The sequence below is a fragment of the Sphingorhabdus lacus genome, assembly GCF_009768975.1.
Lineage (GTDB): Bacteria > Pseudomonadota > Alphaproteobacteria > Sphingomonadales > Sphingomonadaceae > Sphingorhabdus_B > Sphingorhabdus_B lacus.
Genome location: NZ_CP035733.1, coordinates 2020900 through 2045084, shown reverse-complemented (window position 1 = coordinate 2045084; position 24185 = coordinate 2020900). Strand labels below are relative to the sequence as shown.

Annotated in this window: 26 protein-coding genes and 1 tRNA gene; 14 read left to right on the top strand and 13 right to left on the bottom strand. The window is 58.9% G+C overall.

From position 1 onward, the window contains the following. Nucleotides 1-471: an acyl-CoA thioesterase gene (locus EUU25_RS09620; protein WP_158900471.1), complete on the top strand. Its 471-nt coding sequence runs from the start codon at nucleotides 1-3 to the stop codon at nucleotides 469-471. A gap of 70 nt (nucleotides 472-541) precedes the next feature. Next, nucleotides 542-1222 carry a class I SAM-dependent methyltransferase gene (locus EUU25_RS09615; protein WP_158903289.1) on the top strand — a complete coding sequence of 227 codons (681 nt, stop codon included), beginning with the start codon at nucleotides 542-544 and terminating at the stop codon, nucleotides 1220-1222. 181 nt (nucleotides 1223-1403) lie between these two features. On the opposite strand, the gene EUU25_RS09610 is transcribed toward EUU25_RS09615, so the two are convergent. Further along, entirely contained in the window at nucleotides 1404-1940 is a 537-nt protein-coding gene (locus EUU25_RS09610) for an adenine phosphoribosyltransferase (protein WP_158900469.1), read from the bottom strand. A 141-nt stretch (nucleotides 1941-2081) separates the two neighbouring features. Here EUU25_RS09610 and EUU25_RS09605 point away from each other — a divergent pair, with 141 nt between their 5' ends. From EUU25_RS09605 to EUU25_RS09595, 3 genes are all read left to right on the top strand, one after another. Continuing rightward, nucleotides 2082-2612, top strand: a complete 531-nt coding sequence (locus EUU25_RS09605) for a DUF2975 domain-containing protein (RefSeq protein ID WP_158900467.1) — start codon at nucleotides 2082-2084, stop codon at nucleotides 2610-2612. After that, nucleotides 2612-2824 carry a helix-turn-helix domain-containing protein gene (locus tag EUU25_RS09600; protein ID WP_158900465.1) on the top strand — a complete coding sequence of 71 codons (213 nt, stop codon included), beginning with the start codon at nucleotides 2612-2614 and terminating at the stop codon, nucleotides 2822-2824. The genes EUU25_RS09605 and EUU25_RS09600 overlap by 1 nt, the downstream gene beginning before the upstream one ends. Before the next feature lie 305 nt (nucleotides 2825-3129). Beyond that, nucleotides 3130-4026, top strand: coding sequence for a hypothetical protein (locus EUU25_RS09595; RefSeq protein ID WP_158900463.1), 897 nt, complete (start codon nucleotides 3130-3132; stop codon nucleotides 4024-4026). 76 nt (nucleotides 4027-4102) lie between these two features. Here EUU25_RS09595 and rplL read toward each other — a convergent pair whose 3' ends face one another. Continuing rightward, nucleotides 4103-4477, bottom strand: a complete 375-nt coding sequence (rplL, locus tag EUU25_RS09590; RefSeq protein WP_158900461.1) for a 50S ribosomal protein L7/L12 — start codon at nucleotides 4475-4477, stop codon at nucleotides 4103-4105. 75 nt (nucleotides 4478-4552) lie between these two features. Beyond that, entirely contained in the window at nucleotides 4553-5068 is a 516-nt protein-coding gene (gene rplJ, locus EUU25_RS09585) for a 50S ribosomal protein L10 (protein WP_158900459.1), read from the bottom strand. 445 nt (nucleotides 5069-5513) lie between these two features. On the opposite strand from rplJ, the gene EUU25_RS09580 reads away from it, so the two are divergent. From EUU25_RS09580 to EUU25_RS09565, 4 genes are read left to right on the top strand one after another with little or no spacing between them, the layout of a single operon-like run. Next, on the top strand, nucleotides 5514-5927 hold the full coding sequence (locus tag EUU25_RS09580; protein WP_158900457.1) for a ketosteroid isomerase-related protein: 414 nt from the start codon (nucleotides 5514-5516) through the stop codon (nucleotides 5925-5927). Continuing rightward, nucleotides 5924-6514: a GNAT family N-acetyltransferase gene (locus tag EUU25_RS09575; RefSeq protein WP_158900455.1), complete on the top strand. Its 591-nt coding sequence runs from the start codon at nucleotides 5924-5926 to the stop codon at nucleotides 6512-6514. Before EUU25_RS09580 ends, EUU25_RS09575 begins: the two co-directional genes overlap by 4 nt. Further along, complete coding sequence (locus EUU25_RS09570) at nucleotides 6511-7416, top strand: carbon-nitrogen hydrolase family protein (RefSeq protein WP_158900453.1); 906 nt, start codon at nucleotides 6511-6513, stop codon at nucleotides 7414-7416. The genes EUU25_RS09575 and EUU25_RS09570 overlap by 4 nt, the downstream gene beginning before the upstream one ends. A gap of 39 nt (nucleotides 7417-7455) precedes the next feature. Then, nucleotides 7456-8364 carry an EamA family transporter gene (locus EUU25_RS09565; protein WP_158900451.1) on the top strand — a complete coding sequence of 303 codons (909 nt, stop codon included), beginning with the start codon at nucleotides 7456-7458 and terminating at the stop codon, nucleotides 8362-8364. A gap of 53 nt (nucleotides 8365-8417) precedes the next feature. Here EUU25_RS09565 and rplA read toward each other — a convergent pair whose 3' ends face one another. The 4 genes from rplA to secE all read right to left on the bottom strand — a co-directional run bounded on the left by rplA (nucleotide 8418) and on the right by secE (nucleotide 10522). Then, nucleotides 8418-9113 carry a 50S ribosomal protein L1 gene (gene rplA, locus EUU25_RS09560; RefSeq protein WP_158900449.1) on the bottom strand — a complete coding sequence of 232 codons (696 nt, stop codon included), beginning with the start codon at nucleotides 9111-9113 and terminating at the stop codon, nucleotides 8418-8420. 4 nt (nucleotides 9114-9117) lie between these two features. After that, nucleotides 9118-9549, bottom strand: a complete 432-nt coding sequence (gene rplK / locus EUU25_RS09555; protein ID WP_158900447.1) for a 50S ribosomal protein L11 — start codon at nucleotides 9547-9549, stop codon at nucleotides 9118-9120. Between the two features lie 208 nt (nucleotides 9550-9757). Continuing rightward, a complete protein-coding gene (nusG, locus tag EUU25_RS09550) occupies nucleotides 9758-10294 on the bottom strand; it encodes a transcription termination/antitermination protein NusG (protein WP_143774815.1) in 537 nt (178 codons plus the stop codon). A 27-nt stretch (nucleotides 10295-10321) separates the two neighbouring features. Beyond that, nucleotides 10322-10522: a preprotein translocase subunit SecE gene (secE, locus tag EUU25_RS09545; RefSeq protein ID WP_158900445.1), complete on the bottom strand. Its 201-nt coding sequence runs from the start codon at nucleotides 10520-10522 to the stop codon at nucleotides 10322-10324. 221 nt (nucleotides 10523-10743) lie between these two features. Between secE and EUU25_RS09540 the strand changes: the two genes are divergently transcribed. The 3 genes from EUU25_RS09540 (at nucleotide 10744) to EUU25_RS09530 (ending at nucleotide 13392) form a co-directional block, all read left to right on the top strand. Continuing rightward, complete coding sequence (locus EUU25_RS09540) at nucleotides 10744-11967, top strand: NAD(P)/FAD-dependent oxidoreductase (protein ID WP_158900443.1); 1224 nt, start codon at nucleotides 10744-10746, stop codon at nucleotides 11965-11967. 85 nt (nucleotides 11968-12052) lie between these two features. Next, nucleotides 12053-12958 (top strand): DUF808 domain-containing protein, encoded by a 906-nt coding sequence (locus tag EUU25_RS09535; protein WP_158900441.1) that lies wholly within the window; start codon nucleotides 12053-12055, stop codon nucleotides 12956-12958. Between the two features lie 74 nt (nucleotides 12959-13032). Beyond that, nucleotides 13033-13392 (top strand): NTF2 fold immunity protein, encoded by a 360-nt coding sequence (locus EUU25_RS09530; protein WP_158900439.1) that lies wholly within the window; start codon nucleotides 13033-13035, stop codon nucleotides 13390-13392. A gap of 44 nt (nucleotides 13393-13436) precedes the next feature. On the opposite strand, the gene EUU25_RS09525 is transcribed toward EUU25_RS09530, so the two are convergent. From EUU25_RS09525 to EUU25_RS09505, 5 genes are all read right to left on the bottom strand, one after another. Then, nucleotides 13437-13512 (bottom strand) — tRNA-Trp (locus EUU25_RS09525). 125 nt (nucleotides 13513-13637) lie between these two features. Further along, nucleotides 13638-15878, bottom strand: coding sequence for a TonB-dependent receptor (locus EUU25_RS09520; RefSeq protein WP_158900437.1), 2241 nt, complete (start codon nucleotides 15876-15878; stop codon nucleotides 13638-13640). A 152-nt stretch (nucleotides 15879-16030) separates the two neighbouring features. Beyond that, nucleotides 16031-17404: a glutamate--cysteine ligase gene (locus EUU25_RS09515; RefSeq protein WP_158900435.1), complete on the bottom strand. Its 1374-nt coding sequence runs from the start codon at nucleotides 17402-17404 to the stop codon at nucleotides 16031-16033. Nucleotides 17405-17453: 49 nt separating this feature from the next. Beyond that, nucleotides 17454-18377, bottom strand: a complete 924-nt coding sequence (locus tag EUU25_RS09510; protein WP_158900433.1) for a proprotein convertase P-domain-containing protein — start codon at nucleotides 18375-18377, stop codon at nucleotides 17454-17456. Nucleotides 18378-18449: 72 nt separating this feature from the next. Further along, nucleotides 18450-20384, bottom strand: a complete 1935-nt coding sequence (locus EUU25_RS09505) for a proprotein convertase P-domain-containing protein (RefSeq protein WP_246162638.1) — start codon at nucleotides 20382-20384, stop codon at nucleotides 18450-18452. A gap of 223 nt (nucleotides 20385-20607) precedes the next feature. Between EUU25_RS09505 and EUU25_RS09500 the strand changes: the two genes are divergently transcribed. Further along, a complete protein-coding gene (locus tag EUU25_RS09500; RefSeq protein WP_158900431.1) occupies nucleotides 20608-22437 on the top strand; it encodes a CshA/CshB family fibrillar adhesin-related protein in 1830 nt (609 codons plus the stop codon). Here EUU25_RS09500 and EUU25_RS09495 read toward each other — a convergent pair. After that, complete coding sequence (locus tag EUU25_RS09495; protein WP_158900429.1) at nucleotides 22434-23174, bottom strand: 16S rRNA (uracil(1498)-N(3))-methyltransferase; 741 nt, start codon at nucleotides 23172-23174, stop codon at nucleotides 22434-22436. The genes EUU25_RS09500 and EUU25_RS09495 overlap by 4 nt on opposite strands. 93 nt (nucleotides 23175-23267) lie before the next feature. Between EUU25_RS09495 and ubiA the strand changes: the two genes are divergently transcribed. Beyond that, the gene (gene ubiA / locus EUU25_RS09490; protein ID WP_158900427.1) at nucleotides 23268-24179 is read left to right on the top strand and encodes a 4-hydroxybenzoate octaprenyltransferase; all 912 of its coding nucleotides are present in this window, start codon (nucleotides 23268-23270) and stop codon (nucleotides 24177-24179) included. Nucleotides 24180-24185: the final 6 nt, after the last annotated feature.

Sequence of the window (24185 nt, the reverse complement as noted above, 5' to 3'; positions counted from 1 at the left end):
ATGGCACGCAGCGATTTTGCCTTCAGCCACCGCTTCCGCGTGCGTTGGTCAGAGACCGACGCGCAAGGCGTCGTCTTCAACGCCCGCTATCTGGATTATGCCGATGTCGCGATCACCGAATATTGGCGCGAAGCCAAGTTTCGGGAAATGGCGGGGGGCGAGCCGCTCGAATTCCATGTCAAAAAGGCAACGGTAACCTGGTTCGCGCCGATCCTGCCGGACGAACTGATCGACGTCATGGCCCGCACCATTGCGACCGGCCGGACGAGCATGACCCAGATTGTGGAAATTCACGGCGCGCGCGACGATGGCGCGGATGACCTGCGGGCGACCGTGGATCTGGTCAGCGTCTATGTCGATCTGGAAACGCACCGGCCCATGCCATTGCCGGAGTGGGTAGCGCCAGCTTTCGCGGATTTCGACAAGCAAGCGCCCGCTGCTGTGGCGAATCTGGAAACGAGCGGAGTTTAAGGTGACGAGCAGCGCTTTCGGTCGCCGTACGCACGCTGTCTTTTTACTGGCCTCGCTTGGTGCCGGCGTCATGGCGTGCAAACCGGTGGAAGAGGCGAGCAATCGTCCCGCCACATCGCTGGAATTCCCAAGCCCGTATCGCCCGGTATCCGAGGCCGGGGATACGCAATTCTCGACAGAAGCTGCCCGCGACGAGGCTGGTGAAGCCAAATTTGTCATGGACTGGGCCGGTATCAAACTCGGGACCACGGTGGCCGACATCGGGGCAGGGGAAGGCTATTATACCATCCGCCTCGCCGAACGGGTTGGACCCAAGGGACGGGTTCTGGCGCAGGATATCAATCGCGGCGCACTGGATCGGCTCGGCGAGCGTGTGACGCGCGAACAACTGGACAATGTGGCGATCAAGGAAGGCGCAATCGACGATCCGCGCCTGCCGGAAAAAAGCTTCGACCGTATTTTCATGGTGCATATGTACCATGAGGTTGACGAACCTTACGCGTTCCTCTGGCGCCTCCGCCCCGCCCTTGCCAAGGGAGGGGAGGTCATCGTCGTGGACCGCGACCGTGCAACCGATCAGCACGGCATTCCGCCCAAACTGCTGTTCTGCGAATTTGCAGCGGTCGGCTACCGTTTGACGGGTTTTAGCGAGGAGCTGAAGCTTGGCGGATATATCGCGCGGTTTACCCTGTCGGGTCCGCGCCCTGAACCCGCTGCCATCAAGACATGCGGTACACCCCCAAAAAAATGACCCCCAAACCCTGTAAAGGGTTGAGGGTCAGATACGGATCGCCGGTTGGGTTCGGGGGTTGGCCATCCGAGTCGAGCTAAATTCGCACATGGATTTTACTCTTTTGCGTCACCGCTGACAAATTACGCAGAATCCGATTAAGTCCAAAATGGACTGTTTTTTGGTTCGACGGTAATTTCGTTCAATCGCCTTCAAAATCTATCAGGCATTTCACCTCGATACCCTGATTGCGCAGGCGGGTTGCGCCGCCCAAATCGGGAAGGTCGACAATGAACAACGCCTGCTCGACCTTGCCGCCACCTTGACGGATAAGCTCGACACCGGCCGATGCGGTTCCACCTGTCGCGATCAGATCGTCAACGAGCAGCACTTTCTGGCCCGGCCGGACATGGCCGACATGCATTTCGATGCGGTCGGTGCCATATTCCAGGGCATAGTCCGCACCGATTTTCTCGCCCGGCAACTTGCCTGGCTTGCGCAGCATCAATTTGCCGAGACCAAGCGCATAGGAAAGCCCCGCAGCAACGACAAAGCCGCGCGCCTCTATCCCTGCGATCAGCTCGGTGTCCGGTGCCACCAACGCCGCCAGCCGGTCGATCGTCGCGCGAAAACCCGGGCCATCCAGCAGCAATGTGGAAACATCGCGAAACAATATCCCCGGCTTTGGATAATCGGGGATCGTCCGAATCAGGGCTGCGAGGTCGGCATTGTCTGTCATGGGCAAGGAGTGCCTTGAACATCTGAAAGTTTCAAAGGAAAAGCGCAGCTTTTCGGGGTATTATCGTAAAACAATAAAACTATTGACGCGAATCAATGCAAGTCTTATTGAAAAACAATAAGCACAACATTGGAGATCGATATGACTGAAATTGCTGATAACCGCATTTTGCGGGTTACAAGATTGCTCGTGTACCTGATCATGGGGTTGGTGGCATTTGCCGGTTCCGTGCTCGCATTGGTGTGCGTCGTCTTGCCTTTCTACTGGACCGAGGCGATGGCCGAATTGAATACGGCCCATCCTAACCTTGATCCGACAACCCTGCTTCCGCATCTGCTGTCGGTGTTCGCATTGGGCATACTGACACTGGGTCTGCTCTGGACCATGATGCGCAAATTGCTCGCGATCATAGCAAGTGTTGAAGAAGGTAATCCCTTCGTCCGCGCCAACGCCATCCGGTTGAAAGCTATTGGCTGGCTGATGGTCGGATTGCAGATCGTGGGCGTCCCGCTCGCCATTGCTGCCGGAAAGGCGGCCGATATGTTCGGTGAATCCGATACCGGCTGGGACATGTCGCTCAACGGCATATTGGCGATCCTTCTGGTATTCATCCTGGCGGGAATCTTTGAACGCGGCGCAGAAATGCGTGAAGAATTGGAGGGTACGGTCTGATGCCTGTCACCGTTAAACTGGACGACCTACTCTACGCCAAGCGCATGACGCTGACCGAATTGGCCGAACGGGTCGATATTACACTCGCAAACCTCTCGATCCTGAAGACGGGAAAAGCCAAGGCAATCCGTTTTTCCACGCTCGAATCGATTTGCAAGGTTCTGGAATGCCAACCCGGCGACCTGCTGGGTTTTGAAGAAGGAGAGAATTAATGCAACTCGCGTTCAAAATTTCGATCCCGCCCCGAATTCTCCTGATCGCGGCGCTGATAGGTTTAACGGCTCTCTTTTTAAGCTGAGCACCGACAAGAAAGGAACAAGGCGCAGCCGCTCAGTTGGCTGCGTCTCTTTTTATTGATCGTCCGATTGCGGCAAAAACCCGCCCGGGGCGTGAACCCCAGATGAACCCGGGCCTATGATCCTCAACTCGCCGTTGTGGCGGCACGATGCACCCCATCATCAATGCCCGAATTTTGCGATGAACCGTTTTCCCCCTGTCCCAACGACAGGAGATTGAAATGACACACCAACATAAGCTCGCCCTAGCCGGGAAAACGGCAGTCGTCGCAGCGCTGATGAGCGGTTCGTCCCTCGTCTGGGCGCAGGACGCCGCCGCGCCTGCGGCACCCGCCCCCACACCGGCGGCGGAAGCAACCTTTGCGCCTCCACCAGTGGTCCGCACCATGCCGACAGAAAATGATGTGGTGAACCCCGCTGCAGCGGAGCAGGCAGCCCAGGAAAAGGTGGTGAAGCCGACCCCGAAACCCGCAGTTGCTGCACCTGCCAGAGTGCGCAATGACGCACCGGTCCGGACCACTAATGCGGTGGCACCCGCACCCGTCATCGCGGACAATGATGTGACGCAAACGCCGGTGGCTACACCGCCGCTGACCGACCCCATTGCGTCAGCAGCATCAACGGAGCAGACACCCGATACGGTAGCTTTTGCAGATGACAGTGTCGCCGAGCAAGACGCCACGACGGGCGAAGATGTGACCTTGATCGGTGGCATGGCTGCGGCATTGGCAGCGCTTGGTATAGGTGCAGCGTTTTTCGCACGCCGCCGCCGTAAGCCGGCGGATGTAGACCGCGTTACACCGGTCGATGCCGCGCCTGCTTTTGTGGCACCGCAACCCATTCGGGAAGCAAGCGTCTTTAAGCAGTTCGACCGTACACCAGCACCACAGGCGATCGCGCCACGCATGCCGATACAAGGAAGATCGGATATTCCGGTCACTGATCCGCTGTTCTCGACACCATTTGTCGCCGGACCGATTACCGATCCGCTCTTTGCGCCCCGTAACGCGGTGGAACCGCCGATTACCGATCCGCTGTTCGCCAATCATGACCGCTTCACCGGTCGGGCGCGTCACCAAAGCGATATCGAACCGCGGAAGCCAGCACTCGTTTCCTGATCGAGTTTGATCCGCAAACGAAAAGGGCGGCCTATCGCTAGGCCGCCCTATTTCATATTCCCGAAGGAAAACCGAATTACTTCAGTTCGACAGTACCACCAGCAGCGGTGATCTTCGCCTTGATTTCTTCGGCTTCAGCCTTGTTAACGCCTTCCTTGATGGCCTTCGGAGCCGACTCAACAAGAGCCTTGGCTTCGGTCAGACCCAGCGCGGTGATGGCGCGGACTTCCTTGATGACGGCGATCTTGTTGCCGCCGTCGCCGGTCAGGATTACGTCAAATTCGGTCTGCTCTTCAGCAGCCGGTGCAGCGGCACCAGCAGCAGGTGCTGCAACAGCAACTGCAGCAGCGGCGCTAACGCCCCACTTTTCTTCCAAAGCCTTTGCAAGGTCAGCCGCTTCAAGAACGGTCAGCGACGAGAGCTGCTCAACGAGCTTTTCAATATCAGCCATAAAAATAACACTCCGATTTTCTAGTCTATCTGTAGGGCCCGTCCGGATGGACGCAGCCGGTTAATCCAAAAAAAATTAAGCTGCTTCTGTCGCAGCATAGGCACCAAATACCCGTGCCAGTTTCGCAGCAGGTGCGGTCGAGAGCTGGGCGATCTTCGTTGCCGGTGCCTGTACCAGGCCGACAATGGTAGCGCGCAGTTCGTCGAGCGAGGGCATCGAAGCCAACGCCTTCACACCGTTTACATCGAGGAAGGTGTCACCCATCGCACCGCCGACAATTTCAAGTTTGTCATTGGTCTTGGCGAACTCGACCGCAATCTTTGCAGCGGCGACCGGGTCCGACGATGTGGCGAGCGCCGTAGGTCCGGTGAGCAATTCTGCTACCGCACCATATTGCGTTCCCTCAAGGGCGATCTTGGCAAGACGGTTCTTGGCGACCTTGTAGCTTGCGCCGGCATCCCGCATCTTCAAACGAAGGTCGGTCGATTGTGCAACCGTCAACCCGAGGTTCCGGGTAACGACAACAACCGCCGCTTCGTTAAAAGTGGCGTTCAGCGATGCAACTGTTTCGGTCTTTTCAGAACGGTTCATGCATTACTCCTTTTTCGGGTCTTTCCGGCGAGCCGGACAAACCCAACACGAAATTCGAACCACGCAGATGCGTGACCCGTAGCTTAGTCCGTGGGGAAGTTTCATGCCGAACTCGCGACAATGAACGTCGGGAGCAATTGGCGAAGGCAGGCACAAGGGCCAAACCTGAAATCTCTATCCCCGTCTAGGCTGGACATTAAGATGGGCAAATTCCCATCACCAACTGTCTCGGACGGTTGTCCGGAAAGGCCGTCGCCTTGCCGAACGTCGCCGCCACTAGCAGGATCAGGGGCAGAGTCAAGGCCGTTGGGGAATTCCGCGCTGTTTCCGGCCGTGCGAATCCCGAAATCTCGTGCGGCTTTGGACAATTTATCTTACTGGACAAGCTTTGTCGCGCTGACCTAATCCGGTCACGTTGAACAGCCAAGGCAAGATAGGAGCAGATATGCCAGATGTCCGTGAAACCTCTATGGCCCTGATCGAACGCTATTATACCGCGTTCAATGCCATGGACATTGAAGGCATTTTGGCCTGCCTTACCGATGATGTTGCCCATGACATCAATCAGGGCGATCGCGAAAGCGGCAAGGATGCATTTCGCGCCTTTCTGGGCCGGATGGACCATGCCTATAGCGAGCAGCTGAAGGATATCGTCATCATGACCAGCCCGGACGGCGCACGTGCGGCCGCCGAATTCATGGTGCACGGCATCTACAAGGTTGCCGACGAAGGTTTCCCGGCGGCGCACGGCCAAAGCTATACTCTACCTGCTGGCGGCTTCTTCGAAATCCGCGACGGAAAGATTGCGCGTGTTTCGGTCTATTATAACCTTGCCGACTGGATCGCCCAGGTTTCATGACCGTCGTCGTCCGCACGTTGACGGATGCAGAGGAGCGGCATGCCGCCATTCCGGCGTTGTCCGATCTGCGTATCCGTATCTTTCGGGGCTGGCCGTATCTCTATGACGGGACGGCGGACTATGAGGCGGAATATCTCGCTGAATTCATCCGCGAACCCGGCTCGGCGTTGGTTGTGGCACAGGATGGCGACGCGATTGTCGGTGCGGCGACGGCATCCCCGATGGCGGGACAAAAGCCCGAGTTTCAGGAACCGTTGAGGCGCCAAGGGCTGGATATCGCGCGCATCTTCTATTTCGGGGAGTCGGTCTTGCTGCCCGCCTATCAGGGGCAGGGCATCGGCCATCGCTTTTTCGACGCCCGCGAAGCTGCTGCCCGGGCGGCAGGGGCGGTTCAGACGGCTTTTTGTGCGGTGATCCGTCCCGACGATCATCCGATGCGGCCCGCTAGCCCCCGCGATCTGCATCCCTTCTGGCGCGCCCGCGGCTATGCGCCGGTGCCCGGTTTGACCGGAACGCTCGAATGGCAGGATGTGGGTGATACGTCTGAAAGCGCGCACCAGATGCAATTTTGGATGCGCAACCTGTGACCGCGCCGGTCCGCATCGCCGCCGCCCAATATACCATCGGGCAGCCCGACAGCTTTGCCGCTTGGCAGACCAAAGTGGCGCAATGGGTGGCCGATGCGGCGGGGCAGGGTGCGCAGCTTTTGGTGTTTCCGGAATATGCGGCGATGGAACTGGCCGCGATCAATAGCGCGACGGCGAGCGACCTGCATGCGTCCCTGCGGGCTGTGGTTGCGCTCGGACCGCAGATCGATGCCCATTATGCCGATCTGGCACGGCGCTTTGGCCTCACGCTGCTTGGCGGGACGCGGCCGCATGAGGTGGACGACGGGCGGATCGTCAACCGGGCAACACTCTATCTACCCGACGGGCAAAGCGGGCATCAGGACAAGATCATGATGACGCGCTTTGAACGGGAATCCTGGGACATAAAGGGCGGTACCCGCCTGCGTGTGTTCCGGACGCCTCTGGGGATGCTGGGCATTTCGACCTGCTATGATGTTGAATTCCCGATGATAGCGCGCACTCAAGCCATAGCCGGCGCGCAGGTGGTCCTTTGTCCATCCTGCACCGACAGTCTGCAGGGCTATTACCGCGTCCGGATCGGGGCGCAGGCACGGGCGCTGGAGAACCAGATTTTCGTGGTGCAGGCTCCGACCGTCGGCATGGCGCCCTGGTCCCCCGCGCTCGATGAAAATTTTGGCGCAGCCGGGATTTTCGTTCCCCCTGACGGGGACAGCCCCGACGATGGTGTGGTTGCGATCGGCACCGAAGGGCAGGGGGCGTGGGTGGTTGCCGACGCGGATCTGGCCCGTGTCGAGCGGTGGCGGACCCAAGGATCGGTGCGTCCTTTTGCGCATTGGCCCGAACAATATTGTGGGGCCAAGGCCGAAGACCTTCCCGTCGAGATTGTCCCGCTGGATTAAACTGTTCGCAAATCGGGACGGAGCGGCTAGGGCGCTGGGATGCCGCACAATTCCGCCCTGCCACGCCTGCATCTGCTGCTCGCCCTGGCGGTGATGGCGGTATGGGGCACGAATTTCGTCGTTATCAAATTGGCGCTGGCGCATCTGCCGCCCCTGTGGCTCGCCACCTTGCGCTTTGCCTGCGCCTTTCTACCCGCCGCATTCTTTCTAAAGCGCCCGTCAGTGCCTCTGGGCAACCTCGCCGCTTATGGCGTGCTGATCGGCGCGGGGCAGTTCGGGCTGCTTTTTCTGGCGATGAAAAGCGACATTACGCCGGGCCTCGCCTCACTGGTTGTGCAGATCCAGGTGTTTTTCACCATCGCCCTGTCGATGCGCCTGACCGGCGAGCGGGTGCGCGGGTTTCAATGGGCCGCGCTCGCGCTGGCGACCAGCGGGCTCGCCGTTATCCTGACCCATTCGGACGGCAGCGCCACGCCCTTGGGGCTGGGCCTTGTTGTCACCGCCGCCTTTTGCTGGTCGAGTGGTAATATGGTGTCCCGGGCCGCGGGCAAGGTCGACATGCTCGCCTATGTGGTCTGGGCCAGCATCTTTGCGGTCCCGCCCTTGCTCCTCCTCGCCCTGCTGTTCGAAGGCGCACCCGCCTTGATCGCCGGTGCGCAGGAGGCGACTGTGACGACTTGGGCCGCTGTGGTGTGGCAAGCGGTGGGCAATACGATGTTCGGCTATGGCGTCTGGGGATGGCTGCTCGCGCGGCATCCGACGGCGACGGTGGCGCCGATGGCGCTGCTGGTGCCTGTGTTCGGCATGGGGGCCTCGGCGTTATTTCTTGGCGAACCCTTGCAGAGCTGGAAGCTATTGGCTGCCGCGCTGGTCATGGGCGGTCTGGCGCTCAGCCTGCTCTGGCCGCGTTTTGCCGCAAAGCGGAGCACCGCGAACAGCGGGCAATGAAAAAGGGCCGGAAGTTTCCCTCCGGCCCCTTATTCTAATCTAAATGTGCAGGCTTATGCGCCAGCAACGTCGGCCAGATTGACCTTCAGGCCAGGGCCCATTGACGAGCTGATCGCGACCTTGCGAAGGTACTTGCCCTTGGAACCGCTTGGCTTGCTCTTGATAACCGCATCGACCAGCGCGTCGAAATTCTTGCGCAGATCGGCGTCGGAGAAGCTCTTCTTGCCAATGCCGCTGTGGATGATGCCCTGCTTTTCAACGCGGAACTCAACCTGGCCAGCCTTGGCAGCCTTGACTGCTTCGGCAACGTCCATGGTAACCGTGCCCAGCTTCGGGTTTGGCATCAGGCCCTTGGGACCCAATGTCTTACCGAGACGGCCAACGATACCCATCATGTCCGGCGTTGCGATAACGCGGTCATAATCGAGGTTACCGGCCAGCATGTCTTCCATCAGGTCTTCGGCACCTACCTTGTCGGCACCAGCAGCGGTCGCAGCAGCGGCCTTGTCGGCGCGTGCGAACACGGCAACCTTCATTTCCTTACCGGTACCGGCAGGAAGCGAAACCATGCCACGGACCATCTGGTCGGCATGACGAGGATCAACGCCCAGGTTCAACGCAACTTCGATGGTTTCGTCAAACTTGGCAGTTGCCAGTTCCTTGATGGTCTTCAGCGCTTCGTCAACGCCATACAGCTTGTCAGCATCGAGATGTGCGAGCGACTTTGCTTTCTTGGTCAGCTTGGCCATTGGTTCAGCCCTCCACGATTTCGAGGCCCATGGCGGTAGCCGAGCCTGCGATGATTTTTACAGCCGCGTCCATGTCGTTCGCGTTGAGGTCAGCCATTTTCAACGTGGCGACTTCTTCAAGCTGCTTGCGGGTGATCTTTCCTGCCGAAACCTTGCCGGGTTCTTTCGAACCGGACTTCAGGCCGAGAACCTTCTTGATCAGATAGGTTGCTGGCGGCGACTTCATTACGAAGGTGAAGCTCTTGTCCGCGAAAACGGTGATCTTGGTTGGAATCGGCGTGCCCTTTTCCATGTCGCCGGTGGCGGCATTGAACTGCTTGCAGAATTCCATGATGTTCACGCCGCGCTGACCCAATGCAGGGCCGATCGGCGGGGAGGGGGTGGCAGAACCTGCAGGAACCTGCAGGCCGATATAGCCGTCAATCTTCTTGGCCATGAGTGGCCTCCTTTCATTCTTTCTCCGCCTTTGCGCGCGCGCATTGGCGGATCAAATTAAGCGGTCAAACGGCGATTCCGAAGAAAGCCTCCCGCACGGTTTTTCCCTGATTCTCATCAAGGAAGGAGCGCGCATAGTCTAACACGACGCTTAAATCAACAAACTCGTCACCCTGAACTTGTTTCAGGGTAATGGTTCCCCGCGTCTGTTACTTCATCAATTCGACTTCTTCGAAGTCCAGCTCGACCGGTGTTGCGCGGCCGAAGATCGATACCGATACCTTGACGCGGTTCTTGTCGAAGTCGAGTTCTTCGACCAGACCGTTGAAGCTTGCGAACGGGCCGCCCAATACCTTGACCTGATCGCCGATTTCGTAATCGACCGAAACGCGCTTCTTGGGCGCAGCTTCCAGTTCCTGCTTCGTGTTCAGAATGCGTGCGGCTTCGGCTTCGCTGATCGGCTGCGGCTTGTTGCCCGCACCGAGGAAACCGGTGACCTTTGGCGTGTTCTTCACAAGGTGATAGACATCGTCATTCATGTTCAGCTTGGCGAGCACATAGCCAGGGAAGAACTTGCGTTCCGCCTTGATCTTCTTGCCACGGCGCACTTCGGTGACCTGTTCGGTCGGAACCTCGACGGCTTCGACCAGTTGCGAGAGGCCAATGCGCTCCGCTTCGGCGAGTATCTGGTCACGGACCTTGTTTTCAAAACCCGAATAAGCGTGAATGATGTACCAGCGTGCCATATCTTCTATTCTTTTCTCTTGCCGCGCTTAGCCTTGGGCCAGCGACAGCAGCCCCTTCACAATCGCGGCAAAAACCGCGTCGACGCCCAGGAAGAAGAAGGCAAGTATGATCGTCATGATCAGCACCATGATAGCGGTCTGCACGGTTTCCTGCCGCGTGGGCCATACTACCTTGCCGATTTCGGTCCGTACCTGACGGATGAACTCACCGGGGCTTGTTTTTGCCATATCACTTCTTCCTGTTTCACTTCCGAGGGTAGCCGCCAGCGCTCCGACCTGCGGGGTCGAGAGCGATATAGGTTCCGATTTCGGAAAGACTAGGCCTTTAGCCAGAGATTCGCGCGGAGGCAAGTAGCATTAGGCACCCCCATGCCCACGCAAACATCGCGCTGGAGCAGGCGGAACCCATGCCCTTCTGCGGTGTTCAGTATCGCGCAAAGGGGATATTTATGTCAGCAACCATTCAACGCGATTTACGGACGGGTCGTCCGCTGTGGCTCGACCAGCGTCTTCCGTCCATTCCTACCCAGCAATTGACGCGAAAGGTCAGTTGCGACGTTCTGGTGGTGGGCGCGGGTATTTCCGGTTCGATTATCGCAGAATCGCTGAGCGATGCGGGATTGAAGACCGTCATTGTCGACCGTCGCGGACCCGTGCGCGGTTCCACGTCGGCGTCCACCGCCCTGCTGCAATATGAAATTGATACGCCCTTGTCGCACCTGTCCGACCGCATCGGGCTGGACCGTGCCGAACGGTTGTGGCGCCGGTCACGGCTGGCGGTGGATGCGTTGCGCGAACGAACACGCGCGCTGGGCATAAAGGCCCAGCAGGCAACGCGCGATTCGCTCTATTTGTCGGGCAATGTCCTCAACGCCGAAGGTTTGGCGCGCGAAGCCGATGCCAGGCGGCGCGCCGGTTTCGAGGTCAGCTTTCTCAAGCCCGCCGAGGTTTTGGAAAATTACGGGATCAAGGGGCGATCCGCCATTGTCGGGCGCGACAACTATATGGCGGACCCGCGCTTGCTGGCGGCTGGCTATCTGAAAAGCGCGATAGCCAAGGGAGCCAAATTGTACGCGCCGGTCGAGGTGACGGATATCGAGTCATCAAAAGCGGGTGTGGTCGTCCAGACCGCGGACGGCGTGGAAATCCAGTGCGCATCGCTGGTCATTGCGACCGGATATGAAATGCTGAAAGGCATTCCGCGCAAGGGAAACAAGATCATTTCCACCTGGGTCATTGCGACCAAGGCGCAGCCGCGCAAAATATGGCCGACAGGCTGTATCATCTGGGAAGCGGCGGACCCCTATCTCTACATCCGCACGACGCCCAAAGGGCATGTCATATGCGGCGGCGAAGATGCGGAAATTGCCGATGCCGATGAACGCGATGCCCTGAACGAGGCAAAGACGGCCAGGTTGACGGAAAAACTGGCCAAGCTGCTGCCGATGATCGACCCCACGCCCGCCTATAGCTGGAGCGGCAGTTTCGGCGATTCAGAGACAGGCACGCCCACGATTGGTCCCATTCCCAAGATGCCCAACTGCTTTGCGGCAATGGGCTATGGCGGCAATGGCATCACCTTTTCGATGATGGCCGGTCAGATGTTGCGTGGCATGATTAGCGGTGATGGTGATCCGGACAGCGATCTGGTTTCGTTCGGGCGGAATTTCTGAAGCCCCCTCCGCCACCGTAATGCCTTGACGCACCGCCCCTCTGGGCTATTTCCAACATGGTCTTTGCAACAGGAATCTCTCGCCCATGCCATCCGGTCTCGCCGCCTTACTCGACGATATTGCCACCATCACCAAAGTCGCCGCCGCGTCGGTAGACGATGTCGCCGCCGCCGCTGGTAAGGCAAGCAGCAAGGCCGCGGGTGTTGTGATCGACGATACCGCCGTGACGCCGCAATATGTGACCGGCTTCACCCCCGACCGCGAATTGCCGATCATCTGGCGCATCGCCAAGGGGTCGCTGTTCAACAAGATTGTGATCATCCTGCCGGTGGCGCTGGTGCTCAGCCTGTTCCTGCCATGGGCGATTACGCCCTTGTTGATGCTGGGCGGGGCCTATCTGTGTTTTGAGGGGGCGGAGAAAGTTATCGAAAAGCTCAGCCCGCATGAGGAAGAGACCTTGGCGGAAGAGGTCGCCGAACTGACAAGCGCGGAGCATGAGGAGGTGATGGTCAAGGGCGCGGTGCGCACCGACTTCATCCTGTCTGCGGAAATCATGGCGATTGCCCTGAATGAAGTGAAGCAGCTTGCCGAAACCTCGGTCTGGCTGGAGGCAGCGACATTGGCCGTGGTGGCCGTTGCCATTACGATTGCGGTTTATGGTGTGGTCGGGCTGATCGTTAAGATGGATGACATTGGCTTGAACATGGCGCAACGCAAGCTCGGCGCCACCCGCGCCATCGGCCGCGCCATGGTGCGCGGGATGCCGAAGCTTCTGACGGCACTGTCGACCATCGGCACTGCGGCGATGCTGTGGGTCGGCGGCCAGATCATCATCCACGGTTTCCACATTCACCCCGCCGAATATGTCGGCCTGCACGAAGGCGCGCTGGCGTGGTTTGTCGACGCGGCGCTCTGCGGCGTGTTCGGCCTGGCGTTGGGTGCGATCATTGTCTGGGTGCATCACAAGGTCGCGGGTGCGAAGGGGCATTGAGCGGAGCTATGTGACCGAAAGCCGACTGATAAGCTGTCAGTCAACACGAGCCTGGTTGGCGGAGGAGCAGACTTATGGTCTCGATTAGATGCATCATCCCCTTGGTCATATTATCCTCCTGCCAGGCACCTGCCGATTACCGGTATGACGGGGCGGAAAGCGAACCATCGAAGGAAATGGTGGAAACATATAAACCCGCGGGTGGCTATGTGCGGACGCCCGAGATGGCCGCTAAAATCGCCGGGATATATGGTGTGGAATATTATGGCCAGCAAACCATTGACGAGCAAAAACCATTATTGGTTTCGAAAGCAGGCACGATTTGGATCGTAAAAGGCAGTTTTCCCGACGATCCTAATCTTAAAGGGGGCGTGTTTGAAATCAGGATATCCGCCGCCAATGGCGAGGTGCTGGGCATGATCCACGGAAGGTGAGCTATTGCAGCCCGAGCCTTAAAACCAGCAAAACCATTGAAAAATGGCAGGAGTTGGGGGACTCGAACCCACGACCCTCGGTTTTGGAGACCGATGCTCTACCAACTGAGCTAAACTCCTGCACTTCACGTTTCCGCGAAGAGATGCGCCCTTAACGCTGTTGGCGTGGCGGGGCAAGTATCAATGTGGGGCTTGCGGCCTATGTGTCGGGGACAGTCCCATCAGGGACTGTCCCCAACCCCTAATCAGAACTTGATCGATGCTTCCAGACCGTAGATCCGCGGTTCGTTGACGAAACCGGTCAGGTTGTTGAAGTCGATGCCGCCCACGGCCGACGCGTCGTTGGTGATGTTGCGGACATAGCCGGCAATATCGAAACGGTCGGTGCGGTAGCCGAGGCGCAGGCCGCCTTCGAGCATATGGTCGTCATTAAACTCTGCCGAGGTGTAGAGGAAGAAGTTGACGTTCGACCGGTACGCCCAATCGGTGAAGGCATAGATTTCGCCGCCCGCAACCGGCACGCCATAGCCTGCGGTCCAGTTGATCGACCATTTCGGTGCCTGCGGCAATTGGTTGCCGTCGATCGAGAAGATGCCGGGGCTGCCGGGACGGACCGGGTCGGTCACGGTGCAACCGCCGCCGCAGCCGGTGATGAACGCGTTGGCGTCGTCGATTTCGGCATTGTTATAGCTGATCCCTGCGGTCAGACTGAGATTGTCGACAGGGCGTGCCTCCAGCTCGGCTTCGAAGCCATAGCCAGCGACATTGTCGACGTTGATCAGGCGGGCTGCGTTGCTGGCACCACCGACGGCGGTCAACTGCGCATTGTTCAAATCATATTTGAACGCCGACAGGTTGAAGCGCAGGCGGTTGGAGAACTGCGTCTTGATACCGGCTTCGTACGACATGATCGTTTCGGAATCGGCGGTGCTGATCGCGTCCTGAACCGTGGTGAAGACGAACAGCGCACGGCCCTGGATTGATGGCGCGCGATAGCCCTTGGCCACGCGGGCATAGACGTTCACGGCGTCCGACGCTTCGTAGGTGGCGCTGACATCCCAGGTCAGGTTGTTGTCCTGAACCTTGGCAAAGCCATTGCCGATGGCGCCGAAGAAGCCGCCGCGACCAACGTCCAGACGACGCTTGTCGTCATTGTAACGCAGACCAGCGGTCAGCGAGAGCTGCTCGGTTACCGGATAGGTCAGCGACCCGAACACGCCCCAAGCCTTGGAATCCTGCTGCTGCAGCGCGGTTACGCTGGGGCGGGTGCCGGTGGGCGTATCGTAGTTGAACGACGCAATGGCGAGGCTTTCGTCGAAGTAGAACACGCCTGCCTGATATTTCAGGCCTTCGTCATTGTTCGAGGAAATGCGCAGTTCTTGCGTGAACTGGTCGAGATCGGGAACATCGTCCTGCGAGTTGGCGGAGAAGGGGATGAAACCCGGGCCAGCAGGCACACCGCCGTCAATATCGCCACGGCTGGTATATTTGCCGCTCCACCACGAGGTGACCGAGGTCAGGGTCGCAGGGCCGAAATCATATTCGAAGTTGCTGGCGACGCTGTACAGTTTCAGTTTCTGGAAGTTCAGGCCATCGGCGCGCACCTGATCCCGGCGGAACGGGGTGTTGACGCCGCCCAGACCGACCAGATTGTTGGTGCCCGGTGCGAACAGGTTGGCGCGGAAGACGCGGGCGGTGCCGTCAAAATCGCGATACTGGCCCGTAACGCGCAGCTTCACATTGTCGGCGGGCGCATATTGTACCTGCAGACGGGCGGCGAGGTCGGCATAGCCTTCCAGATCGCTGCCATTGTTGAAATTGTCGATATTGTCGACCCAGTCGCTGCGGCGCTGCCAAGAGAGCGAACCACGGATCGACAGGCTGTCGGTGACCTTGCCGCCAATTCCGGTTTCGATACCGGCGGTGTTGAACCGGCCGAAAGATGCCTTCAGATAGTTGGCGCCTTCCTTGTCAGGACGCACGCTGTCGAACTTCACAATACCGGCAGGGGTGTTGCGGCCGAAGAGAGTACCTTGCGGTCCGCGCAAGACTTCGACGCGATCGACGTCGAATACGGGGAAGCCTTTCAGGATCGGGTTTTCCAGAACGACATCGTCATAGACGATGCTGACGGGCTGCGATGCGTTGAGGTCGAAGTCGGTGTTGCCGAGACCGCGGATGTAAAAGCGCGGGAAGGTGCGGCCGAACGAGCTTTCGATGTTCAAGCTGGGGACGCGGCCGGCAAAGGCGCGGATGTCGCCGCCGCCTGCGTTGATCGCATCAAGCTTTTCGCCCGAAACAACGTCGACGGACAAGGGAATGTCCTGCAGATTTTCTTCGCGACGCTGCGCGGTCACGACGATTTCGGTCAGGCCTTCATCTTCGGCAGCAGCAGCGTCTTGCGCGGCGGCAGGCGCGACGAACAGGCTGGTGGAGGCAATGGCGATGGCGACGCCGGATACGATTGTAGAATGGATAGAACGCATGGGAGACTCCCTGAAAGTCAATGGATCGAAGAAGAATCGGTGCACTTCCGGCACCGTTAATCGCGCCATCATTCTTCCCGTTTAAAGGGTCAACCTCACATTGCAGTTTTGCGACAATTTTTGCCACTACTGTGGCCGATTTGCACTGCTGGTCAGAAGCTCATTTCGTCATAGACACGGCGCACATCGCCGCCCCATTCGCCATGATATTTGTCGAGCAATTGTTCCGACATCGTCTTCCCCGACGCCACGATTTCGCGCAGCGGATCAAGGAAACCGGTTTCATTGTCGCCGCTGCTGTTCAGGCAATCGCGCGCTGTCAGGCCTGCCGAGGAAATGTCGAGGATGCGCCCTGCAAGGTCGAGCAGCTTCCCGCCACCGGGGAGCGCAGCGTTGAGCCCTTGCGCAGGCACGGCCGAGCGCAGCGCCTCGCGCTCTTCCATCGTCCAATGCTTGACCTCGTCCCAGGCTGCATCCAACGCGCCCTGATCGTAGAGCAATCCGACCCAAAAGGCGGGCAGGGCGCAGATGCGGTTCCACGGGCCGCCATCGGCCCCGCGCATTTCGAGGAAGCTTTTCAACCGGACCTCGGGAAAGGCGGTCGACATATGGTCTTCCCAATCGGTGACGGTGGGCTTTTCACCCGGCAGAACCGACAATTCACCCTTCAGGAAATCTTTGAAATCGAGGCCCGCGGCATCGATATATTTACCGTCGCGATAGACGAAATACATCGGCACATTCAGCATATAATCGACATAACGTTCATAGCCGAAATTGTCGTCAAACACGAAGGGTAACATGCCGGTGCGGTGTGGATCGGTGTCCGACCAGATATGGCTGCGATAGCTCAGGAAACCGTTCGGTTTTCCTTCCAGAAAGGGTGAGTTGGCGAACAACGCGGTTGCCAGCGGCTGGAGCGCCAAAGAGGTACGGAATTTGTGCGCCATGTCGGCTTCGCTCGAAAAATCGAGATTGACCTGGATGGTGCAGGTGCGCAGCATCATGTCGAGACCCATGCTGCCGACGCGCGGCATATGGCGCAGCATGATTTCATAGCGGCCCTTGGGCATGATGGGCAGCTCTTCACGGGTCTTGTCGGGCCACAGGCCTAGACCCAGAAAGCCCTTGCCAGTCTTTTCGCCAATGGCTTTCACCTGTTTCAGATGCCGCCCCGTTTCGGCGCAGGTCTGGTGCAGATTTTCAAGCGGCGCGCCGGACAGTTCCAACTGGCCCGCAGGTTCCAGACTGACTGTACCGTCAGGGCCGCTCATCGCGATGACATTGTCGCCTTCCATCACAGGCGCCCAACCAAATTCAGTTAGCGCCATCAACAGGTCGCGAATTCCGCCGGGTTCGTCATAGGAGGGGGCGTTGAAATTCTTGCGGCAATAAACGAATTTCTCATGCTCGGTCCCGATGCGCCACCGGTCCTTAGGTTTCTCTCCCTTGGCGATCGCTGCAACGAGTTGGTCGCGGCTTTCGATGACGGGTTCGTTGCGATTCGAAACTGTTTTTGTGCTCATGGCGGGGGTTTAGAAATGTCGCGGCTGTATTGCCAGCAATTTCATTGCGTCAGTTGACCGTGACAAGAAAGGCAAGGGCAAAGCTGGCGGCGTTCGCCATTGTCGGGGCCGAGAGGGAGAGTACCGATCCCGATACCGATGCACCCATCGGATCGGATTCGTCGGCACCCACGGCGTCATCATCTTCCGCAGTTAACGTGCTCGCGCAGTCGTTGCCCGAGCGTAATGAATTCGGGACATAGCTTGTGTTGGGGGGGATGATGTCGGTGCCTGCGATCGTCGTCGCCAGACCCGGGCCATTATTGGAAATGGTAATGCAATAGCGGACGCGTGCACCGGGCACGGACTTCGGGTTCGTGGCGCTTACAGAGTCAAATTGCGCAACACTTATCTTCGTTACACTGAGCGTGGCGCGGAGCGGAATGATCGACAAGGTGGAATGGAAAAATGTTCCGGCATTTCCCGTCGCATTATCACAAATGCTCAATGTCCACGGCCCGTTCGCATTCTGGCCGTTAAACACGTTTAAACTTTGCACCGGTGCAAAGCTGCGCTGATAGGGGGGTGCTATCGTTGTCGCGACTGCCGTATCGTTCGCAGCGGTATGCGTGTTCACGGAGGTCGGAATTGCACTGTCGAACAGCACATTGAGATTACTGCGTGATCCCCCGGTATTTCGGAACAAGGTGACGCTGGTGCCGGCAGGGGACGTCAGCGTTATGATCAAATTGTTCCGCCGTGTGTGGCCAAGCAGAACCCCGATGTTGACGTCGGCTATCGTATACGTCTCCGGAACGTTGAAAATACGATTTAACGGGTTTGCGCAGGGGGACAGGGTTTCCGAAATGGCGGCATCAATTGTGTTGGTATAATTGATCGCGGTCTGCGCAAAACCAGGGGTGATCGTACACAGCAACATGGCAGCGCAAATCACGGCCTTGGTCAGCCATCCGGATAATGTGCGACGGGTCAAATCTATAACCATAGTTATAGATTATCATCTCCCGCACAAAATTCACCCCTGTTTTTGGAGTTTTTCGCGCGCCTAATTTACCGTTGCATTGAAAACCATGGCGAAGCTGGCCGCTGGACCGAGCGATGCGGCCCGGCCGGTCACGACATTCCCGGCAAAATCCATACCGAACGGGTCGGTTTCATCGCCGCCGCTATTATTGTCATCCTCTGCCGTGGTCGCTGCCGCGCAGGATGTACCGGAGAGCATGCTGCCCGGAACGAACGTCAGATTGGCCGGAATGCTGTCGGTGGCAACGACATTGCTGCTGGTGGCGCTGCCCGAATTGGACACGAGCACGCAATAGCGGACAATGGCACCGGGAACGGACTTGGGATTGCTGCCGCTGACACCGTCGCTCACTACGGTGCTCAGCTTGGTGACGCTGAGCGTGGTTTGCGGATTGCAGAAGGTGAAGTCGTTGATGGCAATGGCTTGCCCGTCGGGATCGGCGGGGGCTGTCGTGTGGTTGCCGTAGACGATCGTGATCGTATCGACGGGCGATGCGAAGGTTGCAACGACCGTGCCCTGGCTGGTGGTGTCTGACGCGGTGACATCGCCGATGGCGACATTGCCGAAGACATAGTTGGTGATGCCATTGGTCAGCGTCGGAGTAACCGACGAACCATTGTAACTGCCCGTGATGGTCATCTTGTCGGCAAAGTCATTGGGTGCATAGTCGACATCAAAGATCGTAAACTGTGTGCCGGGCACCGCGGTCGGCAAGGTGACAACGGTCGTCGTCGTTTGCGTGCGCGTGGTATATTCGACATTCTGGTACAGCGAGTTCTGGCCCGGTAATCCGCCCGTGATCGTCGCGTTGAGTTGCAACGGGATGGTGAACGTGCCTTGCGTGGTCACATTGAAACCGATGGTGCCGATATTGGCCACAGTCGCGGTCCCGGTCGAACTGCCGCTGGTCCAGCTTTGCGCGTTCCAGTCCAGCAGGGTCGTGCCATTTGGGCAGACCAGCGTCGGCGGCGTACCGGCGGTACGGGTGCCAGTCGTAGTAAAGCTGACAGCCGCGTCATCATCTTCATTTACGGATGCGTTGTTCGGCGTCGAATCCAGATCCGCTACGGACGATGCGCTGATTTCGGCATCATTCTGGATAGTGGTTCCAAGCCCTGCCGTCACGGTTACGTTTATCGTCAACGTCCGGGTGGTTCCTGCAGGGATGCTGCCGACAGTCCAGACTCCGGTGGCGCTGTCATAGCTGCCAAAGCCGGAGGCGCTGACAAAGGAAACCCCGGCGGGCAGGATATCCAACACCGTCACGCCCGAAGCCGTGGACGTCGAACCCGCGGCGTTGGTGACGGCCAAAGTATAGGAAATCGCGCCGCCGCTCGCCGGGTTGGCGTTGCTGACGGTCTTGGTGAGCGAAAGATCGGCATAGCTGGCGGGGGCGCTCGTCAAATAGAGGTCGGCACGGGTGAATGTGCCGACATCTATCGATACGGAATCGCAAATGACCATGGTCCATGCGCCTTGCGCATTTTGTCCGTCAAATGCGGTCATTACCGCCGTCGGCCGGAATGTGCGCAAATAAGGGGGAACTGTTCCTGTCGTATCGTCCACACTATGGGATGAAATCGCCGCAGCCGCTTCGTCGTCAAACAGGACATTCAAATTGTCCGCCGCGCCACCGACATTGGTCATGATCTGGACACTGGTTCCCAGCGGCGAGGTCAGCGTGATACGCAAATCGGATCGGTAGGTATGGCTCAGCAAAACGCCGAGGTTGACGTCGGCGACGAGGAAACTTGTTCCTACTGTGAATGTTCGCGTCACTGTGGTCGCGCAATTGGTCGAGTCGACGATATTTCCGGTGGTCGTATTCGTATATTGGGTTACCGTCTGCGCGACAGCCGATGCGGGTAGGCCGCACGCCATCATCAGCAGCACCACAATGGCACTGACCGCGCGCAACAAGGTTGCATTCCAAACAGGAAGCGATCCCATTTTCATTTTCGCTCCGGTCCCCACATCCAACGGAACGGCTAAAGCATAGGACTTAATTAATAATAAAGAACGGCAGAAGTCCCCACATCCAATTTGTAAAATCTGGTCATTTTGCGGCAAAAGTTAACACAATTACGGGTCGTTAACCTTAGCCCGCTACATATGGTCGCGAGTGTTACGACCAGGACCTCCATTGCAAAGACTTTTGACCCAAAGGCTTCGGCTACTGTTGGCGACTTTGTTCGTCCTTTTGATGGGCTTCGGATCGACATCCGCCCAAGCGCAGAGCTGTGCGCCCGCTGCGTCGCAAGGCACCGCGCCGCAGGGGTGGGAAACTTACTGCTGGCTGGATTTTTCGACCTATAATGATGCGACCGCGCGCTCTGCGGCGGGTCAGAATTTCTCGTTCAACCTGAATGATGGATCGACGCTGTCGTTCAACCTGAAGGTGACACCGACGACCGCGGCTGCGTTCAACTCGATCGCTGCGCCATCCTGGACCGGGGCCGCCGTCGGCAACACAGCCTTTCTCGGTATTCCCGGCCGGCCCGTGCTCTATACTTCGGCGGCGGGCAGTAAATCGATCACCTTTTCAGGGATAACGATCACGCCACCGCCGGGTGCGCCTGCGGTGACTGCTTACTCTTTTGTGGCCGCGGATGCGGAATCCACCAATGATGGCGAGAACTTGCAATTCGTCACCAACGGTACGGGGTGGCAGATCCTGGATCAGGTCAACCCGATCAGCGGCAATAACTATCCGACGATCACCGGAACCGGTACGTCGACATTCACCGAAACGGGCGTGCCGGGCACGGTCGGGGGCTATATTGTCGGGTCAAACAGCCCGACCACAGTCACCACCAATATGCAGGCGGGTGGCTTGCAAGGCGCGATGTTCGCGGTGCGCTTCGCCTCGATCCGTCTGCGCAAGACGATCACCGGCGCACGCGTCAACGCGGCGGACCAGTTCACCTTTCGCGTGTCCGCAACATCGTCGGGAACGACGCTGGCATCCGGCACCACGACCGGGACCGGAAATGGACCATTTTCCGCCACGCCGCTTTCGCTGGCGTCCGGCATACCGTTGACCTTGTCCGAGGCCATGGCCGCAGGCAGCGTTAGTACGCTGGCAAAATATGAAAGCCGGCTGACCTGTACGAATACCACAACCAGCTCGACCACGCCGTTGCCCACCAACCTGCTGACCACCAGCTACAATTTTGGCGCGTTGCAGTTCGGGGATGCGGTGATTTGCGTGTTCAACAACGCTGCCTTTCCGCATATCCGGATCAGCAAGGCACTCGGCGCAGGGGGACGGCGATTTAATACCGACCAGTTTACCGTGCGGATCAACCAGGCATCGACCGTTGTGGCGTCGGCTACAACGACCGGCACTGGCACCACGGTGACCGGCGGAAATACCGGCTTGGTGCAGGTCACGCCGGGGACCGCCTACACCTTGGATGAAATCATGTCCGGCCCGGGCAGCCTGTCGCAATATACGTCCACTCTCGCCTGCACGAACGCGACCAACGGGGTCACGACGACTTTCCCTACGACCGTGCCGGGGAATATCACGCCGGTCTTGGGTGATGTTATCAGTTGCGTCGTAACCAACACGCGGCTGGCGGGTAATGCGACTTTGGTGGTGTCAAAGACATCGACGGTGCTGTCCGATGGCGTCAGCGCGGCCAATCCCAAATCTATTCCCGGCGCGATTGTGCGCTATACCATCACGGTGCAGAATACCGGCAATTTGTCGGTCGATGCCAACAGCATCGTCATCGTCGATGCATTTCCGCCGAATTTCACACTCGACGCCTCGACGCCCTTCACCTTTACCGAAGGCGCAAGGCCCAGCAATCTCAATGCGTTTAACCAGGGCACGATGGTGACCTATTCCAACACGGGAAGCGCGCCTTTTACGGCGCCGTTGGGCAGTGGCTATAACGCCGCCATCCGCGCGTTCCGTTACGCGCCGACGGGGACGATGCAGGGCGCCAACGCCACGGGGCCATCCAGCTTTTCGATCTCCTTTGTCGGGCGCCTGAACTAGGCCCAGTCGCCCTGCGCCGCCATCCAGACCGATAGCGCCGCCACCGCCGCCGTATCGGCGCGCAATATCCGCGGGCCAAGCGAGACGGCCACCGCCGCCGGATGCGCGCGGATTGCGCTGTTCTCCGCATCGGTAAAGCCACCTTCCGGCCCGATCAGCAGCGCGGCTGGTCCGGCTTTGATAGCCGATCCGAACGGCACGCCCCCGCGTTCGTCACAGAAATAGAGCGCGCGTTCCGCCGGCCATTCGCGCAGCAGGGCGTCGAGTTTTGCCAGCGGCGCAATCTCCGGTAAGGCCGTCCGCTCGCACTGTTCGGCCGCTTCGATCATATGCGCGCGCAGCCTGTCCTCCTTGACCTTGTCCACGACGCAGCGAGCCGTCAGCAAGGGCACAAAACGCGCCGCGCCCAATTCACAGGCTTTCTCCGCGATCCAGTCAAACCGGTCCTTTTTGACCAGCGCCTGACACAGCCAGACATCCGGCACAGCCTCGCGCGGGCGCAAGCGTTGCGCCACATGCAGCGTCAGGTCGCGCTTCCCCGCGCTCGCCACATAGGCGAGATATTCGCCGGTTTGATCATCGAACAGGACAACGGGCGCGTCCACTTTCAGCCGCATGACCCCGATCAGATAATGCGCCGCGCCACCGGACACGGCGACATCCTGCCCCTCGGCCAGCGGCTGTTCGACAAACAGGCGCGGAGTGGATTTCGGGGGCCAGGCGGGGGTTGCGGGCATGACGGTTCCCTAACCCCAAATAGACCGCGCGTCATCCTGCTTTTGGAACAAGTTCGGCGTGACGACGGGCGGATTTTTGTGCAGAGCGGTGCCATGGCGATTCAAACGGTTCCGGACAGTGAATATAGCGGCTTCATGGGCCTGTTGCCTCCAAGGCTCCGCGCCTTTGCGTTACTTGCCCGTTTTGACCGGCCGATTGGCTGGTGGCTGCTCTATTGGCCTTGCGTTTATGGACTGGCGCTGTCGGGCGGACTGATTGCGCAGTGGGATCTGGCGCTGTGGATGCTGCTCGGCGCCATTGCGATGCGCGGCGCCGGGTGCGTGTATAACGACATCGTCGACCGCGACCTCGACGCGCAGGTCGCGCGCACCGCGCTGCGGCCTTTGCCAAGCGGCGCGGTCAATGTGAAGGCGGCGTGGGCGTGGCTGCTCACCCTTTGCCTCGTCGGTCTCGCCGTGCTCATGCAACTGCGGTGGGAGGCGCAACTGGTTTCCCTGGCCAGCCTTGGGCTCGTTGCGGCCTATCCCTTCATGAAACGTATCACATGGTGGCCGCAACTCTGGCTCGGACTGGTGTTCAGTTGGGGCGCGCCGGTCGGATGGGTCGCGATTACTGGCCAGATCGATGCGACGATGCTGTGGCTCTATGCGGGCACCATTTTCTGGGTCATCGGCTACGACACCATCTATGCCATGCAGGACCGCGAAGATGACGCGCTCGTTGGCATCAAGTCGAGCGCTTTGCGGTTGGGCGGTTACATCCGCAGCGGCGTGGCGGTCTTCTATGCGTTGGCGATTGCAGGCTGGGGCATGGCGATCTGGAGCATCCGCCCCGAAAAGCAGGCGCTCGTCGCGCTGGTGCCCGTTGCTATTCACTTGATGCTTCAGCTTTTCTCGCTCAAACGTGATGGCAGCAATGCGCTTGGCCATTTCCGGTCCAACCGGATGGCGGGGCTGCTGGCAGCCCTGGCCTTTCTGGTCGTCGGGGCAGCAGGGACATTTTAGGAGAGT

Excerpts from the sequence above, each read along its gene's own strand:
- EUU25_RS09595 (WP_158900463.1), top strand. The coding sequence starts at position 3,130 with ATGACACACCAACATAAGCTCGCCCTAGCCGGGAAAACGGCAGTCGTC.
- EUU25_RS09600 (WP_158900465.1), top strand. The coding sequence starts at position 2,612 with ATGCCTGTCACCGTTAAACTGGACGACCTACTCTACGCCAAGCGCATG.
- EUU25_RS09530 (WP_158900439.1), top strand. The coding sequence starts at position 13,033 with ATGGTCTCGATTAGATGCATCATCCCCTTGGTCATATTATCCTCCTGC.
- EUU25_RS09580 (WP_158900457.1), top strand. The coding sequence starts at position 5,514 with ATGCCAGATGTCCGTGAAACCTCTATGGCCCTGATCGAACGCTATTAT.
- secE (WP_158900445.1), bottom strand. The coding sequence starts at position 10,522 with ATGGCAAAAACAAGCCCCGGTGAGTTCATCCGTCAGGTACGGACCGAA.
- EUU25_RS09605 (WP_158900467.1), top strand. The coding sequence starts at position 2,082 with ATGACTGAAATTGCTGATAACCGCATTTTGCGGGTTACAAGATTGCTC.
- EUU25_RS09615 (WP_158903289.1), top strand. The coding sequence starts at position 542 with ATGGCGTGCAAACCGGTGGAAGAGGCGAGCAATCGTCCCGCCACATCG.
- EUU25_RS09495 (WP_158900429.1), bottom strand. The coding sequence starts at position 23,174 with ATGCCCGCAACCCCCGCCTGGCCCCCGAAATCCACTCCGCGCCTGTTT.
- EUU25_RS09620 (WP_158900471.1), top strand. The coding sequence starts at position 1 with ATGGCACGCAGCGATTTTGCCTTCAGCCACCGCTTCCGCGTGCGTTGG.
- EUU25_RS09575 (WP_158900455.1), top strand. The coding sequence starts at position 5,924 with ATGACCGTCGTCGTCCGCACGTTGACGGATGCAGAGGAGCGGCATGCC.
- EUU25_RS09520 (WP_158900437.1), bottom strand. The coding sequence starts at position 15,878 with ATGCGTTCTATCCATTCTACAATCGTATCCGGCGTCGCCATCGCCATT.
- rplJ (WP_158900459.1), bottom strand. The coding sequence starts at position 5,068 with ATGAACCGTTCTGAAAAGACCGAAACAGTTGCATCGCTGAACGCCACT.
- EUU25_RS09610 (WP_158900469.1), bottom strand. The coding sequence starts at position 1,940 with ATGACAGACAATGCCGACCTCGCAGCCCTGATTCGGACGATCCCCGAT.
- EUU25_RS09565 (WP_158900451.1), top strand. The coding sequence starts at position 7,456 with ATGCCGCACAATTCCGCCCTGCCACGCCTGCATCTGCTGCTCGCCCTG.
- rplL (WP_158900461.1), bottom strand. The coding sequence starts at position 4,477 with ATGGCTGATATTGAAAAGCTCGTTGAGCAGCTCTCGTCGCTGACCGTT.
- EUU25_RS09535 (WP_158900441.1), top strand. The coding sequence starts at position 12,053 with ATGCCATCCGGTCTCGCCGCCTTACTCGACGATATTGCCACCATCACC.
- EUU25_RS09540 (WP_158900443.1), top strand. The coding sequence starts at position 10,744 with ATGTCAGCAACCATTCAACGCGATTTACGGACGGGTCGTCCGCTGTGG.
- nusG (WP_143774815.1), bottom strand. The coding sequence starts at position 10,294 with ATGGCACGCTGGTACATCATTCACGCTTATTCGGGTTTTGAAAACAAG.
- ubiA (WP_158900427.1), top strand. The coding sequence starts at position 23,268 with ATGGCGATTCAAACGGTTCCGGACAGTGAATATAGCGGCTTCATGGGC.
- rplK (WP_158900447.1), bottom strand. The coding sequence starts at position 9,549 with ATGGCCAAGAAGATTGACGGCTATATCGGCCTGCAGGTTCCTGCAGGT.
- rplA (WP_158900449.1), bottom strand. The coding sequence starts at position 9,113 with ATGGCCAAGCTGACCAAGAAAGCAAAGTCGCTCGCACATCTCGATGCT.
- EUU25_RS09515 (WP_158900435.1), bottom strand. The coding sequence starts at position 17,404 with ATGAGCACAAAAACAGTTTCGAATCGCAACGAACCCGTCATCGAAAGC.
- EUU25_RS09505 (WP_246162638.1), bottom strand. The coding sequence starts at position 20,384 with ATGAAAATGGGATCGCTTCCTGTTTGGAATGCAACCTTGTTGCGCGCG.